Source organism: Kribbella sp. NPDC051587, assembly GCF_044453945.1.
Taxonomy (GTDB): domain Bacteria; phylum Actinomycetota; class Actinomycetes; order Propionibacteriales; family Kribbellaceae; genus Kribbella.
The window spans coordinates 49,746-64,305 of the sequence record NZ_JBITDE010000024.1; the positions used below are offsets into that span (position 1 = coordinate 49,746).

Below are 14,560 nucleotides of genomic sequence, written 5' to 3' on the forward strand. Positions count from 1 at the left end.
AAAGTATGTCCCGGGGGCGTACGGCGGCTGTCCGGGGGGACGATGGACCGTGCGCGGCTTCGGCACCCCGAGAAGCGCCGGAAGCAGTTTGTCGACGGCTACACCCAGCAAGGTCGTGAGGAGTTTCGATGTCGGACAGCGGGAACCCACCACGGGGGGACGAACCGGCGGACGGCGAGAACGCCGCTCCCCCGGAGCGCGGTGACGCGTCGTCGCCCAAGTGGTGGACCGGGAGCGAGGCGAAACGTGAGTTCCAGGACCCGTCGGGGTCCGAGGAGCCGCGCCCGGCGAACAACTGGTTCGGCGACGGCTGGACCGCCCGCCGCCCCGAGGAGACGACCTCCGGCCGCCCCACCCCGCCCCCGGCCAACCGTCCCGCCCAGCCCGCGCCCAACCAGCCGGGTCCTCCCCAGCCCGGTCTGAACCAGCCCGGTCTGAACCAGCCCGGTCCCGGTCAAGCTGGTCGGCCGAGCCAGCCCGCTGCCGGACAGCCGAGCCGCCCCAGCTCGTCGCAGCCTGCTTCCGGCCCGGCCCGTCCTCCCCAGTCAGGTCCCACCGGACCTGGTCGGCAGCAACCGCCGTACTCGGCTCCTCCGCAGCAGTCCGCGCCCCAGGCCCGCGCACCGCAGCAGCAGCCGCCCGCCCAAGGGCGTCCCGCCGTGCAAGGTGGTCCGCCGCCTCAGCAGTCCAGCGGCTCCTACCTGTGGAGCCCGCCCGAGCAGCAGGCTCAGCCGTCCAGTGGGCCGCGCCATGCCGCCGCTGGTGGTCCGGTCGGACCGATGGGTCAGCCGGTGCAGCAGCCGCCGACCTGGCAGTACCCGCCGATTCCGATCCCGCAGCCCCCGGGCGCCGGCCGCCGTCGCAAGGCGCGTAAGACACCACGCGCGCTCCTGATCGGTCTGGTCGTGCTCGCGGTCGTAGTGGTCGGTACCGGTATCACCCTGCTCATCGGCAACCTCGGCGACGACGACGCGGCCACACCGCCCGCCAACCCGCCGGTCGCCGAGACCCCCTCGACCAACCCGTCACAGCCGGCCGAGACCCCGTCCGCGGACCCGCAGCCGTCAGCGACGCCGACCGGTCCCGACACTGCGGCCGCCGACAAGGTGGTGACCAACAGCAACCTGTACGCCGTCGGTCTGCTCGCACCGTCGAAGTGTCCGGAACCCCCGTTCGTGCCGACCAACTTCGCGCTGGCCACGAGCTACTACAACCGGCTGCTGGCCTGCGTGAACGCCACCTGGGTCCCGGCGATGAAGAAGGTCAAGGTCAAGTACCGCGGCCCCAAGGTCGCCGTCTACAACGGCAAGGTCGCCACCCCCTGTGGTGTCCAGCGCAGCGTCCGTGCGGCGTACTGCGGTGCGAACGAGACCATCTACATGCCGTTCGCCGTCGACGCCCGCGCCTACAAGTCGAATCCGCTCTACGCCCGCGCGCTGATGCTGAGCACGTTCGCCCACGAGTACGGCCATCACGTGCAGAAGCGGACCGGCATCCTGGCCGCCTCCCTGGAACGCGCCCAGAGCATGAACGCCGGCCAGAAGCTCGAGGAGAGCCGGCGCCGCGAACTCCAGGCGAGCTGCCTGGGCGCGGCGTACCTGGGCATCAACTCGGGCTTCATCCCGATCACCGGGCCGCTGTTGCAGGCCTACCGTTCGCTGATCTCCAACAGCGGGGACGACTTCGCGCGCCCCCGCGTCCACGACCACGGCAACAAGGCCAGCAACTACCAGTGGAACATCGCCGGCTTCAACACCAAGCGCCCCGGCAGCTGCAACACCTTCAAGGCCGGCCAGGCCCGCGTGGCCTAGTTCGTCCCCTCGAAGGCCCATTGACCGATGTTGGCGACCGTTCCGCCCCAGAACGGCGCCACGCCCCCCACTGCGATCGACTTGCTGGTAGCCGCCACCGAGTGATCGGAGTACAGCGTGAGATTGAGCCCCTAAACGCCCCACCTTCGCGAACAATCACTGCCTCTCTATGGCAGCAGGACTCCGCTGATCCCCGCCGCCGGAGGAGCTGGGGAGTTCCACCCGCCGATTCCGGTCGGTAGCGCACCCCAGCTCGGCCCTATTAGCCTGCCGAAATTTGGCGGGATCTCCCCTCAAGTTGCCGGTTCTCCCCTCGTTTTTTGACCAGAGAACCGGCAAGTCGAGCGGAGATCCCCTCAATTTGCGCCAGTGCCCTCGCCCCGAAACCCCAGGCAACGGCCACCTCTGGTCGCCGGCCGGACCAACCGCGCAGCCACTGCCCCAGGCAAGCGTCACCTCTGGTCGCCGCCTGGACCAACGGCCTCAGCCACAGCACGGAAGCCCAAGCAACGGGCAGGTGGTCGCCGACCGCACTATCCCCCTCAGCCAGAGGACTGGCCAGCCACCCTGCTTCTCAGTAAATCGGCCGCAGCGGCGAGCAACCACCGGGTACGCCGCCGGCCGCAGTGGTTGACCGCGCGATGGGGAGTTCCACCTGTCGTTTCCGGTGCGTAACGCACCCCAGCTCGCCACTCCGCGAACCGGCAAGTGGTGATCCCAGCAGGAAGCGGCAGCCACCGGCATCAGCCCACGCCCGTCAGCCCTAGCCACCGTCCCCAGCCCACGCCCGTCAGCCCCAGGCAAGGTGCAGCCAACCGCCGGCCGAACCATCCGGCTCAGCCACAGACCCGCCCGGCCACCCGTCTCTGTCAGCCGGCCGCAGCGGCGACCGGCCACCGCGTGCGCCATCGGCCGCATGCAAGCGACCGAACCCTCCGGTCAGCACCAGGTTCGCACCGTCAATCGCGTCGGCGCGGACCACGAGAGGGCCGCGCCGAAGGCGCCGGAGGCGGTGGAGTTAGAAGAGGCGGCGGGCGGTGGCTAGGGAGCCGCCGAAGGAGGTGACGAAGTTGCTGAGGGACTCGCCGATGTCGGAGAGATGCCAGTTCTCGGGGCCGGAGTACCAGCCGATGCCGGCGTCCGGGTCGTCGTCATCGTCGGTGGCGGCGATCTCGGCGGCCCACTTCTCGGTCAGGCCGAGGACGGCGGCGTACGGGAGGCAGCGGGAGGCGAACTCGAGGCGGTGGCTCTGCGGGAGCGATGCGGACGTCTCGTCGGTCAGGTAGCGCTGCAGACCGGCTACGCGACCAAGGACAGCAGCACCACGCGCGGTGCGGGCCGGTGCGGCCTGACCGGCCAGGGCGAGCGCCAGACCAGCCAGCATCACCGCGAAGCCGACCAACCCGAACTTGCTCACCGCAGCGAGCACAATCGTCAGTACGACGCCCGCCCCGAGCAGCACGAGTCCCGCAGTGGTCCAACGACCCCGTACGGCGTCTGGCCGGCTGGCGAACCAGCCCTGCGTCACCACGTCGGCGTACAGCTGCTCACGCACCAGGTTGAGCCGCGGCCGCAGGGACGAGCCGAGCTCAGACACGATCACCGTGTCACCGTCGGCGAAGACCGCGTCCAGCAACGCCTTCTCGTACGACAGCAGCTCCGGCCCACCCTGGTGCTGGCGGCGCAGCTCCCAGTCCAGCTTGCCGAACTGGGACTGCCGCGGCAGCTCCACAATCGTCAGGTAGTTGCGGACAGCAAGGTCTAGCAGCGTCGCGGTGATGTCGACGACGTCCGCCGTCTCGTCCACCACTGTCCCCACCTGCCCGGGACGGATCCCGTCCGGCGCAGCGAACTGCGGACCGTCCGCACCATCGAGCACCGGGCGCTCAGGCGCACCCTCGCCGACCTTGGCCGCGTCCCTGCCGCGCAAGAACCACAGCGCCGCCGCACCGAGCAGTCCGATGCCCAGCACGATCACAGCAAGCCCGATGGTGCTGGAGTCGACGCTGAACGCCCGCCCCAGCGACCAGCGGGTAGCGAACACCGCGTTCGGCTGCACAGTCGCCTGGTCACTCAGACCGGTCAGGAACGTCAACCGCCCACCAGCCGGTACGCCGTTCTGCGTGATCTCCAACGCAGCGGACTCCGCCAGCTGAGACGACGTACACGGCATGCTCGACCCGACGCGGCCGGCGAAGCACGTCACCCAGGTGGCGAACGGAACGCTGACCGACAGCGTTGCCTTCGGGACCGAGGTCGAGAACCCCTGCACCACCGGCCAGCTGACCTCACGGCCCTCAACAGACTCCGCCACCACGTTGCCGACGGTGTAGCTGTAGACGACCGTCGTCTTGCCGGACGCGTTCACCGTGATCCGGCGGCCGTCGTCGATGCCCTCGTTGACCAGCCCCTGCGCCGGCTGCCCGTTCACCGTCGCGGTCACGTCGCTGACGTCGTACGTGCGGTCCCGCTCGGCGTCGGCGCGGACCCGGGTGGTCAGGGTCCGGCTGAACGTCGAGCCGCCGGCGGTCAGGTCGACGGTCTCCTTGATCTGGAGCTTGCCGTCCTTGGTGAGCGTCGCATCGGCGGAGTAGCCCGAGATCTGGTCGTCCGCGGCCTGTGCGGGCAACGTGCTCAGGGCAACGATCGGTGCGGTCAGACAAATCATCAGGGCGGCCGGGAGGACGCGGCGCTTCAGTGACATGGGTTGAGAGTAGTCTCGTGCCGGTTCGTCGAGCGAAATCAGGAGGGCAAGTCCGGTGAGCAGCCCGTACGGCGGTCCCCAGGACCGGATCGGTCCCCCACCCGGCGTGCTCCCGCCGCCCCAGGCCACGCAGTGGCAGGGCCAGCCCCAGTACCAACAGCAGCAGTACCAGCAGCCCGGCCAGTGGGCGCAGCCGTACTACGGACCGCCCGGCGGACAGTTCAACGGCTTCCAGCCACCGAAGCGCCGTGGCGGCGGACTCCGGCTGATCGTGTTCAGCATCGCCGTGCTGATGTTCCTGGGTGTGTCACTGGTCGTCATCGTGGCCCTGCTCGGCCGCGGCACCGACGCCACTGCCGACCCGGGCGTGACCGGTCCGTCGATCGTGCCGACGCCGACCAGCAAGCCGGCACAGGGCACCGCCGAGGACTTCCTGCTCAACGCGAGCATCTACCGGACCGGTCCACTACCGGTGCAGGACTGCAAGGCCGAGAACCTCGGCGACGGCAGTCTGGCCTCTCAGAAGGTCTACTACCAGAAGCTGTTCGCCTGCCTGAACGAGGCGTGGCGGCCGATCTTCAAGGAGCTCGGCAAGAGCGACCCCGACCCCGGCCTGGTGGTGTTCGACAAGCCGGTGGACACGCCCTGCGGCCGCTTCGCTCCGCTGTCCGGTCGCGTGCTGGCCTTCTACTGCTACGGCAACCACGTGATGTACACCGACGTACTGCAGATGAACAAGGCGTTCGGGTCGAAGCAGGACCTCGCGTACCTGATGACCATCGCGCACGAGTACGGCCACCACGTGCAGGGTGAGAGCGGTCTGTTCTACGCCCGTGCGGTCTACCTGCAGGACCACCCCGAGCAGAAGCTCGAGTCGTCGCGGCGCAACGAGCTGCAGGCATCCTGCTTCGCCGGTGTGTTCAGCAAGGCCGTGGAGCAGTCCTACCCGCTCACCAATCGGCTGGACGAGTTCAAGGAGCAGTCCAGCAACAGCTTCGGTGAGACCCCGGACACGCCCGAGGACGAGCGGACCCACGGTCTGGCCACCAGCCAGGGCTTCTGGATCCAGAACGGCTTCAACATCGGCGCGAACAAGGCCTGCAACACGTTCGCCGTGAACACCGACCTGGTGAAGTAGTCCACCGGCCGCTCAGCGTTCCGGCGGCGTTAACCCAGCGGCGTAACATTCGCCCGTGACGTTGCGACGCGGGGACCTGGCGCCGTCGGCGCGGACATTGGTGGACGTGCTGTCCGAAACGGCCGCCAAGTACGCCGACGAACCCGCGCTGGACGACGGCAGTGTGAGCCTGAGCTATCGCGAGCTGATGGTCCAGGTGGAGAAGCTCGCCGCCCGCCTGACCGCAGCCGGCATCGGGCCCGGTGACCGCGTCGGCGTCCGGCTCTCGTCCGGCCACAACGACCTGTACGTCGCCATCCTCGGAACCCTGCAGGCCGGAGCGGCTTACGTTCCGGTCGACGCGGACGACCCGGAAGAGCGGGCCGAGCTGGTGTTCGGTGAGGCCGCCGTCGCCGCGGCTGTCGCCGACGACCTCGAGCTCACCATCCTGCGTGAGCAGCCAGTCCCCGTAGCGGCGAACGACAACGCCGACGGGTACTACGACTACCCCTACTCGGCCCGGATGGACTCGACCGACGTCGCGCCAACCCGCCGTACCGGCGACGGACCAGAGCCCGGCGACGACGCGTGGATCATCTTCACCTCGGGCTCGACCGGCGTACCGAAAGGTGTCGCGGTGTCGCACCGGTCCGCGGCGGCGTTCGTGGACGCCGAGGCCCGGATGTTCCTGCAGCAGGAGCCGATCGGCCCGGACGACCGTGTTCTGGCCGGACTGTCGGTCGCGTTCGACGCGTCCTGCGAGGAGATGTGGCTCGCGTGGGGGCATGGCGCTTGCCTGGTCCCCGCGCCGCGCTCACTGGTCCGCAGCGGGATGGACCTCGGCCCGTGGCTGGTCGCGCAGGGCATCACGATCGTCTCGACCGTACCGACGCTGGCCGCGCTCTGGCCGGCCGATGCGCTCGACCAGGTCCGGCTACTGATCTTCGGCGGCGAGGCGTGCCCACCTGAGCTGGCCGAGCGGCTCGCCGTCGACGGCCGCGAGGTGTGGAACACGTACGGCCCGACTGAAGCGACCGTCGTCGCCTGTGGCGCGCCGTTGACCGGCGAGGGTCCGGTCCGGATCGGCCTGCCGTTGGACGGTTGGGACCTCGCCGTAGTAGATGCCGACGGCAACGAAGTACCCGAGGGCGGGATCGGTGAGCTGATCATCGGCGGCGTCGGCCTGGCCCGCTACCTCGACCCGGCCAAGGACGCGGAGAAGTTCGCCCCGATGCCATCGCTGGGCTGGGAGCGCGCTTACCGCAGTGGCGACCTGGTCAAGAACGAGGCGGCCGGGCTGCTCTTCCAAGGCCGGGCCGATGAGCAGATCAAACTCGGTGGCCGACGGATCGAGTTGGGCGAGGTCGACGCGGCCCTGCAGGCCCTACCCGGAGTGTCCGGCGCGGCCGCCGCCGTACGGGCTTCTGCTGCCGGCAACCAGCTTCTGGTCGGGTACGTCGTACCGGACGAGCCGGAGGCGTTTGACCAGAAGGGCGCGACCGAGCGGCTGCGTGAGGCTCTGCCCGCCGCACTGGTACCGCTGCTGGCGATCGTCGACACCCTGCCCACCCGCACCTCCGGCAAGGTCGACCGCAACGCACTGCCCTGGCCCCTGCCCGGCATGGACTCTGACGGCCCTGCTGCCGAGCTAGACGGTACGGCGGGGTGGGTGGCCGAGCGTTGGACCAAGGTGCTCGGTGCCACGGTCACCGGGACCGACAACGACTTCTTCATGCACGGTGGCGGCAGTCTGGCCGCAGCACAGCTGGTGTCGGCGCTACGCGAGCGCTACCCCGAGGTGACCGTCGCAGACATCTATGAGTACCCGCGACTCGGCGCACTGGCCGATCGGCTCGACGACTCCACCCAGGTGCTGGCGGAGCCGGTCGAGCTGCGGGACATCCGGCCGACACCACCGGGTACGCAGCTGCTGCAGACCGCGCTGACTCTTGTACTGCAGACCGTGGTCGGTGTGCGCTGGCTGGTCTACCTGTTCACACTGAACAACCTGCTCGACCAGTTCGCCGGTCCACTGCCGTGGATCCGGACTGTGTCGTGGTGGTGGATCCTGGCCGGCTGGCTGCTGCTGATCACCCCCGCAGGCCGGATGGGGATCGCAGTAGTCGGCGCTCGACTGCTGCTTCGCGGACTGAAGCCGGGCACCTATCCACGCGGTGGCAACGTGCACGTCCGGCTCTGGGCCGCCGAGAACCTCGCGGACGCAGCCGGTGCGGCCAACTTGGCCGGTGCGCCCTGGATCGCGTACTACGCCCGCGCACTGGGAGCCAAGATCGGCCGCGGTGTCGACCTGCACACACTGCCGCCGGTCACCGGCATGCTGACCATGGGCCGTGGTGCCTCGATCGAGCCCGAGGTCGACCTGTCCGGCTACTGGATCGACGGCGACCAACTGCTCGTCGGTGCGATCACTGTGGGCGCGGATGCGGTCGTCGGCTCGCGTTCGATGCTGCTGCCCGGTGCTGAGATCGGTCGGGGTGCCGAGATCGCGGCCGGCTCCGCTGTGTCCGGCAAGGTCCCCGCGAACGAGCGCTGGTCCGGCTCGCCCGCCTCCCGCGTTGGTCGCGCCCGGCACCCGTGGCCCGACGAGCGCCCCGCCCGCGCGCCCTGGTGGGTTGCTGCGTACGGCGCTCAGTCCGCGGTGATGTCGTTGCTCCCGGTCGCCGCTGCCGCCGCAGCGTTGGTCGTGCTCGGCCGTGCGCTCCACGGCACCGAGACACTTGGCCAGGCAGCACTGCGAGCGCTCGGCGCTGTCCCACTGATGACCCTGGTCGGCTTCGTGACGCTCGCCGTACTGACCCTGATCGGCGTTCGCCTGCTGGGAATCGGACTAAAGCCCGGTCACTACCCGGTGCGGAGTCGGGTCGGCTGGCAGGTGTGGGCGACCGAGCGGTTGCTGGACACCGCCCGGACGCTGCTGTTCCCGCTGTACGCGAGTCTCGCGACGCCATGGTGGTTGCGGGCGCTCGGCGCGAAGATCGGTAAGGACGTCGAGGCGTCGACCGTGCTGCTGCTGCCCAAGATGACCACAGTCGGCGAGGGCGCGTTCCTGGCCGACGACACGATGATCGCGTCGTACGAGCTCGGTGGCGGCTGGCTGCACGTGGCCGGCGCGAAGGTCGGCAAGCGCGCGTTCCTGGGCAACTCCGGGATGGCTGCGCCCGGCCGGAACGTCCCGAAGAACGGACTGGTCGCCGTACTGTCGGCTGCTCCGAAGAAGTCCAAGGCCGGTACGTCGTGGCTGGGCTCGCCGCCGGTGAAGCTGCGCCGGCAGGCGGTCGAGGGCGATCAGAGCCGCACGTTCCACCCGCCGTACAAGCTCAAGGTGGCTCGGGCGCTGGTCGAGCTGTGCCGGTTCGTCCCGATGATGTGCACGGTGCTGATCGCACTGGGCGTGCTGTTCGGGCTGCAGGCGCTCGACATCTGGCTGGGCCCGTGGGCGGCGCTGCTGCTCTCCGGTGCGGTCATCCTGGCCGCCGGCGCGGTGGCGGGCGGAATGGCGACGGTGGCCAAGTGGGTGATCGTCGGGCGCACCCGCGCGGTCGAGTACCCGCTGTGGAGCTCCTTCGTCTGGCGCAACGAAGTGGTCGACAGCTTCGTCGAACTGGTCGCCGCACCCTGGTTCGCCAACGCAGCCGCCGGTACGCCGGTGCTGGCGCTCTGGCTGCGGTCTCTCGGGGCCAAGATCGGCAAGGGCGTCTGGTGCGAGACGTACTGGTTCCCGGAGGCCGACCTGATCACTTTGGGCGACGGCGCCACGGTGAATCGCGGCTGCGTGCTGCAGACGCACCTATTTCATGATCGAGTGCTCTCCATGAGCACAGTCACCTTCGGGCCGGGAGCAACGCTCGGACCGCACGGCATCGTCCTGCCTGCGGCGTCAGTAGGTGCAGGGGCTACTATCGGCCCGGTGTCTCTCGTGATGCGCGGTGAAGGAGTGCCCGACGGAACCCGTTGGGCGGGCAACCCGATCGCTCCCTGGCAGGGCTGATGGTTCTGCGTGGTCATGGACAGCCAGGAGACTCGTCCGCCGGGGACCCCTACACGCCGCACCACGGCAACGGCGGGTACCACGTCGAGTCGTACGAGCTCGATCTGGACTACCGCGTCAACAGCAACCGGCTGTCCGGCAAGGCCAGCATCACTGCGGTCGCCGAGCAGGCGCTGACCCGGTTCGCCCTCGACCTGTCCGGGCTGCGCGTCGCCAAGGTGACTGTCAACGGCCGCCGGGTCTCTCGCTACACACAGCGCGCCGGCAAGCTGCACATCACCCCAGCGAGCACTCTGATGGACGGTGCCGAGTTCACCGTCGACATCCAGTACGCCGGGAACCCGAAGCCGGAGGACAGCCCGTGGGGCGGTCTGGGCTGGGACGAGCTCACTGAGGGTGTCATCGTGGCCAGCCAGCCCAGTGGGGCGGCCACGTGGTTCCCCTGCAACGACCACCCGGCTGACAAGGCGCACTACCGGATCACGATCACCACTGACTCGCCGTACTACGCGCTGGCCAACGGACGGCTCGTTTCGCGGCGCGTGAAGGCCAGCCGGACCACCTGGGTCTACGACCAGGCTGCGCCGATGGCGACGTACCTGGCGACCGTGCAGATCGGCCGGTACGACGTACAGGACCTGGCCGCCGCTCCGGTCACGACGCGGGCGCTGGTACCGCCTGGTGAGCTGCGCGAGTTCAAGCACGACTTCGGTCGGCAGCAGGACATGATGAAGCTGTTCTGCCAGCTCTTCGGCTCGTACCCGTTCGGCGGCTACACGGTTGTCGTGACCGATGACGATCTGGAGATTCCCCTGGAGGCACAGGGCGTCTCGATCTTCGGCAGCAACCACGTGGACGGACGCCGTACGTCGGAGCGGCTGGTCGCACACGAGCTGGCACACCAGTGGTTCGGCAACAGCCTCACACCGTCGGCCTGGAAGGACATCTGGCTCAACGAAGGCTTCGCCTGCTACGCCGAGTGGCTGTGGTCAGAGGAGTCCGGTGGTCTGAGCGCCGACCAGCAGGTGACCAAGGCTCACACGCGACTGCGCGGTCTGCCGCAGGACCTGCTCCTGTCAGACCCCGGTCCGGAGCTGATGTTCGACGACCGGCTCTACAAGCGCGGTGCGATCACCCTGCACGCCGTCCGGCAGTACCTGGGCGACGAGGCCTTCTTCGACCTGCTGCGCACCTGGACCAAGACCAACCGGCACGGCTCAGTCAGTACGGCGGACTTCCGGTCGCTCGCGGCCACGTTCGCCCCGGATGCCGACGTACTGGATGCGTTGTTCACGTCCTGGCTGGATGGCTACGAGCTGCCGGCACTGCCGAGGGCTGCGAGGAAGCGGCGTTCGTGAAGTACGTCCCGCTGGGGTTCTTCGCCGGTGTCACCGCGATCCTCGTGATCGCGATCATCGCCGGGAAGCCACTGCGGCGGCACGGGACTCCGCAAGGCCCGATCTGGCGCTACATCGGGCTGGGCGCGACGCTGTTCTTCCTCGCCGGTGTGCTCTACACCTTCCCGCCGCACTCGATCCTGCTCGCGTTACTGGTCATGCTGGCCGGGGTCGTGTTCTTCACGTTCGGGATCGCGATTCTGGGCGGCGGGAACTACGGGTACTTCGGTGCGCTGGCGAGCGGTCTCGCGGCGGTTCCGTTCCTGATGACGCCGACCCCGGTCGCGCTGGCCCACTTCGGGACGCGCGTCAACTGCACAGTGCGCGACTACCACCACTTCGGCGTCACCGACTTCACCGCGGACTGCCCTGACGGCCACAGCTACGACTTCAGAACCTCGACGCGGCACGAGTTCCCGGGCGGCCAGGTCCAGGTGATCGTCGACCCGCACGGCGTACTGCGGGGGCAGTTCGTCGGCCAGGAGCACGTCACGCGCGATCTGGTCGCGGGCATCGGCGGCCTGATCGTTGCCTCCGGCATCGTCGTCGCGGCGTACCTGAACCGACGACGCCTCGGCCAGGTTCACCCCGTGGCCAACCCTCGCTTCACCTCTGGCCCCTAAGACGCGCGCGCGACCTCGGTCGCGGTGCGAACGAAGCGTTCGGTGAGGGGCGTGCGGGTGGACCAGGCAGCGCCGATCCACCAGGTCGCAGCGCGACCGGGGAGTGGGACGAGGCGGACCTCGCCCGGGGCGATCCGTTCAGCAGACAGCGGTACGACGGATGGTCCGGCGCCGGCCGCGGTGAGGGCCAGCATCGTCTGCAGGTCACCCGCTTCCTGCAGCACTTGCGGGTGGCAACCGAGTTCGGCGTACAGGCCGTTGATCTGTGCTGCGAGGCCGGGACCGCGGCTCGGCGTCAGCCGGACCAGCGGACGGCCGTCCAGCCAGCTGGCGAGGTCACGGGGCACAGCCTGATCGATGGGCAACGCGAGAGCCAGGCGGTCCTTGCGCAACCGCAGGTGTTCGAGGCCGGCCGGGACCGGCAGGCGGACGAAGCCGATCTGCAGTCCGCCGGCTTGGAGGCGCTCGTACTGCTCGGCCGAGGACAGGTCCTCGAGTGACACGGAGACTCGTGGCCAGCGGCTGCGGAAGAGTGCGACTGCGCGTGGTGCCAGCTCGATGCCGGACAGGCCGAAGCCGATCGCGAGGGATCCCTCGGCGCCCGCGGCGACCTGGGCGGCACGCCGTTCGAAGGCCTCCGAACGCTCGATCAGTTGCAGAGCGTCAGGCAGCAGCAGTTCACCCTCCGGAGTCAGCCGGGCGCCATGCCGGCCGCGGACGAACAGGGCCGACCCGAGCCGGCGTTCCAGCACCTGGATCTGCTTGGTGAGGGCAGGCTGGCTGGTCGCCAGCTCGTCGGCCGCCGCCCCGAACGTCCGCAGTCTGGCGACCGTGATGAAGGCGCGCAGCAATCGCAGGTCCATAACCCCAGGATATGGAAAATCGATAAACATGGACAGGTTGTGATGGATGGCCGGGCGTGCGAAGGCCCCGTGACTGGGTGCCGTGGGCAACCGGGCTCAGTAGATCAGGGCTGTTGCCATGGCAACGATGCCTTCGCCGCGGCCGGGGAAGCCCAGGCCGTCGGTGGTGGCGGCGCTGACCGAAACCTCGGCGTCGCACGCGGCGCTCAGCACCTTCTCGGCCTCTTCGCGGCGGACGCCGATCCGTGGCCGGTTGCAGACGATCTGGACCGTCACATTGCCGATCTCGAAGCCGGCCGCGCGTACCCGCCGCGCCGCCTCGGTCACCAGGGCGACCCCGGCAGCCCCGGCCCACTCGGGCTCGGCCGTGCCGAAGTTCGATCCCAGGTCACCAAGCCGGGCAGCGCTCAGGAGCGCCGTACAGATGGCGTGGGCGGCGGCGTCACCGTCCGAGTGGCCGGCCAGCCCAGCGGGCTCGTCCGGCCAGTGCAGTCCGGCCAGCCACATCGGCCGGCCCTCCTCCAGCGGATGGACGTCGATGCCGTTGCCGACCCGGGGGATCTTCACACCACTCGCCTCTCCGCCAGCAGGGCCTCCGCCAGCAGCAAGTCCTGGGGCCGCGTCACCTTGAACGCGTCCGGCGACCCTTCGACCGTCAGCACGGTCACTCCAAGCGCCTCACACAGCATCGCATCGTCGGTCGCACCGACCACACCCGCCGCATGCGCCCGCCGCAGTACGTCGGGAGCGAAGCCCTGCGGAGTCTGCACAGCAACCAGCGTCGACCGGTCCGGCGTGGCAACAACTTCACCGGACGGCCCGACCTGCTTGATCGTGTCCGTCACCGCGACAGCCGGTACGACGGCCTGCGCGCCGGCGCGGACAGCCGCGACCACGCGCTCGATCGCGTCGACCGGGACGAACGCCCTGGCCGCGTCATGCACGAGGATGCAGTCGATCCCGTCGACCGGGACCAACTCGAGGGCGGTCCGCACCGAGTCGGACCGCTCGGCGCCGCCGGCAACCACGAGCAGTCGGGTATCCCCGACGTACGGGGTGAGCTCTTTGGTGACCGTCTCCTCGGTCCCCGGCGGGACTGCGACCACCAAACAGACGAGGTCGGCGGCGGACGCTGCCTTCAGTCCACGGACCGCGTGGACCAGCAGCGCGTCGCCACCGACCTCTCGAAATGCCTTCGGGGTCTCACCACCGAGCCTCAACCCGAGACCTGCCGCCGGAATGATCGCCGCCGTACTCATGACGGGACGGATTCGGACGACAGGATCACGGGTGCAGACTCGACCTGTGGATCAGGACGCGAGAACCTCGTCGAGGATGGCTTCCGCCTTGTCCTCGTTGGTGTGCTCGGCCAGCGCCAGCTCGGAGACGAGGATCTGGCGAGCCTTCGCCAGCATCCGCTTCTCACCGGCCGACAGACCACGGTCACGCTCACGGCGCCACAGGTCGCGGACGACCTCTGCCACCTTCATCACGTCACCGGAGTGCAGCTTCTCCAGGTTCGCCTTGTAACGTCGCGACCAGTTGGTCGGCTCCTCCGTGTGCGGAGCCCGCAGCACGTCGAAGACGCGCTCCAGACCGGCCTGATCCACGACGTCACGCACGCCGACAAGATCGAGGTTGCACGCGGGGACCCGGACGACCAGGTCGTTCTGAGCGACGATCCTCAAGACCAGATAGGTCTTGTCCTCACCTTTGATCTGACGGGTCTCGATGTCCTCGATGACGGCCGCACCATGGTTGGGGTAAACAACCGTCTCGCCGACTGTGAAAGTCATATGTCACGTGCCCCTTTCCGAGTCCTATCCTACCACGCAGTCGCTGGTCCGGTTCGGACGTTTGTGCTGGTCAGAGGCCATTTCCCGCCTTGACAAACACTGTCGGCCATGCCTTGTGCGCGCGAGAACCGTTGCCCAGGGCCCACCCGGCTGCGGGCGTTCCGGGCCCGGGCACTACGCTGTGCTGCGCCGGAGGCCGTGCACCGAATCCAGGACTCGGACACCGCCGAAGGGCCCCGA

10 protein-coding genes are annotated in these 14,560 nt (G+C 69.1%); 5 read left to right on the forward strand and 5 right to left on the reverse strand.

The window, feature by feature from the left end:
* Positions 1-128 precede the first annotated feature (128 nt).
* Positions 129-1,811 (forward strand): neutral zinc metallopeptidase, encoded by a 1,683-nt coding sequence (locus ACIA49_RS41640; RefSeq protein ID WP_396383898.1) that lies wholly within the window; start codon positions 129-131, stop codon positions 1,809-1,811.
* Positions 1,812-2,829: 1,018 nt separating this feature from the next.
* On the opposite strand, the gene ACIA49_RS41645 is transcribed toward ACIA49_RS41640, so the two are convergent.
* Complete coding sequence (locus ACIA49_RS41645; RefSeq protein ID WP_396383899.1) at positions 2,830-4,515, reverse strand: DUF2207 domain-containing protein; 1,686 nt, start codon at positions 4,513-4,515, stop codon at positions 2,830-2,832.
* A gap of 55 nt (positions 4,516-4,570) precedes the next feature.
* Here ACIA49_RS41645 and ACIA49_RS41650 point away from each other — a divergent pair, with 55 nt between their 5' ends.
* Genes ACIA49_RS41650 through ACIA49_RS41665 form a run of 4 tightly spaced genes read left to right on the forward strand, consistent with a single transcriptional unit; the run spans position 4,571 to position 11,661 of the window.
* Positions 4,571-5,653 carry a neutral zinc metallopeptidase gene (locus tag ACIA49_RS41650; RefSeq protein WP_396383900.1) on the forward strand — a complete coding sequence of 361 codons (1,083 nt, stop codon included), beginning with the start codon at positions 4,571-4,573 and terminating at the stop codon, positions 5,651-5,653.
* A gap of 55 nt (positions 5,654-5,708) precedes the next feature.
* Positions 5,709-9,641, forward strand: coding sequence for a Pls/PosA family non-ribosomal peptide synthetase (locus tag ACIA49_RS41655; protein WP_396383901.1), 3,933 nt, complete (start codon positions 5,709-5,711; stop codon positions 9,639-9,641).
* Complete coding sequence (locus ACIA49_RS41660; RefSeq protein WP_396383902.1) at positions 9,641-10,999, forward strand: M1 family metallopeptidase; 1,359 nt, start codon at positions 9,641-9,643, stop codon at positions 10,997-10,999. The genes ACIA49_RS41655 and ACIA49_RS41660 overlap by 1 nt, the downstream gene beginning before the upstream one ends.
* Positions 10,996-11,661, forward strand: a complete 666-nt coding sequence (locus ACIA49_RS41665; RefSeq protein ID WP_396383903.1) for a hypothetical protein — start codon at positions 10,996-10,998, stop codon at positions 11,659-11,661. The genes ACIA49_RS41660 and ACIA49_RS41665 overlap by 4 nt, the downstream gene beginning before the upstream one ends.
* Here the strand turns inward: ACIA49_RS41665 and ACIA49_RS41670 are convergent.
* The 4 genes from ACIA49_RS41670 to ACIA49_RS41685 form a co-directional block, all read right to left on the reverse strand.
* The gene (locus ACIA49_RS41670; protein WP_396383904.1) at positions 11,658-12,524 is read right to left on the reverse strand and encodes a LysR family transcriptional regulator; all 867 of its coding nucleotides are present in this window, start codon (positions 12,522-12,524) and stop codon (positions 11,658-11,660) included. The genes ACIA49_RS41665 and ACIA49_RS41670 overlap by 4 nt on opposite strands.
* A 96-nt stretch (positions 12,525-12,620) precedes the next feature.
* The gene (ispF, locus tag ACIA49_RS41675) at positions 12,621-13,091 is read right to left on the reverse strand and encodes a 2-C-methyl-D-erythritol 2,4-cyclodiphosphate synthase (RefSeq protein ID WP_391542237.1); all 471 of its coding nucleotides are present in this window, start codon (positions 13,089-13,091) and stop codon (positions 12,621-12,623) included.
* Positions 13,088-13,783: a 2-C-methyl-D-erythritol 4-phosphate cytidylyltransferase gene (gene ispD, locus ACIA49_RS41680; RefSeq protein ID WP_396383905.1), complete on the reverse strand. Its 696-nt coding sequence runs from the start codon at positions 13,781-13,783 to the stop codon at positions 13,088-13,090. The genes ispF and ispD overlap by 4 nt, the downstream gene beginning before the upstream one ends.
* Before the next feature lie 51 nt (positions 13,784-13,834).
* The gene (locus ACIA49_RS41685; RefSeq protein WP_012918679.1) at positions 13,835-14,320 is read right to left on the reverse strand and encodes a CarD family transcriptional regulator; all 486 of its coding nucleotides are present in this window, start codon (positions 14,318-14,320) and stop codon (positions 13,835-13,837) included.
* Between the last annotated feature and the right edge of the window lie 240 nt (positions 14,321-14,560).

Bases quoted from the DNA above. Each gene is read 5' to 3' on its own strand.
- ACIA49_RS41640 (WP_396383898.1), top strand. From the start codon at position 129: ATGTCGGACAGCGGGAACCCACCACGGGGGGACGAACCGGCGGACGGC.
- ACIA49_RS41645 (WP_396383899.1), bottom strand. From the start codon at position 4,515: ATGTCACTGAAGCGCCGCGTCCTCCCGGCCGCCCTGATGATTTGTCTG.
- ACIA49_RS41660 (WP_396383902.1), top strand. From the start codon at position 9,641: ATGGTTCTGCGTGGTCATGGACAGCCAGGAGACTCGTCCGCCGGGGAC.
- ACIA49_RS41670 (WP_396383904.1), bottom strand. From the start codon at position 12,524: ATGGACCTGCGATTGCTGCGCGCCTTCATCACGGTCGCCAGACTGCGG.
- ispD (WP_396383905.1), bottom strand. From the start codon at position 13,783: ATGAGTACGGCGGCGATCATTCCGGCGGCAGGTCTCGGGTTGAGGCTC.
- ACIA49_RS41685 (WP_012918679.1), bottom strand. From the start codon at position 14,320: ATGACTTTCACAGTCGGCGAGACGGTTGTTTACCCCAACCATGGTGCG.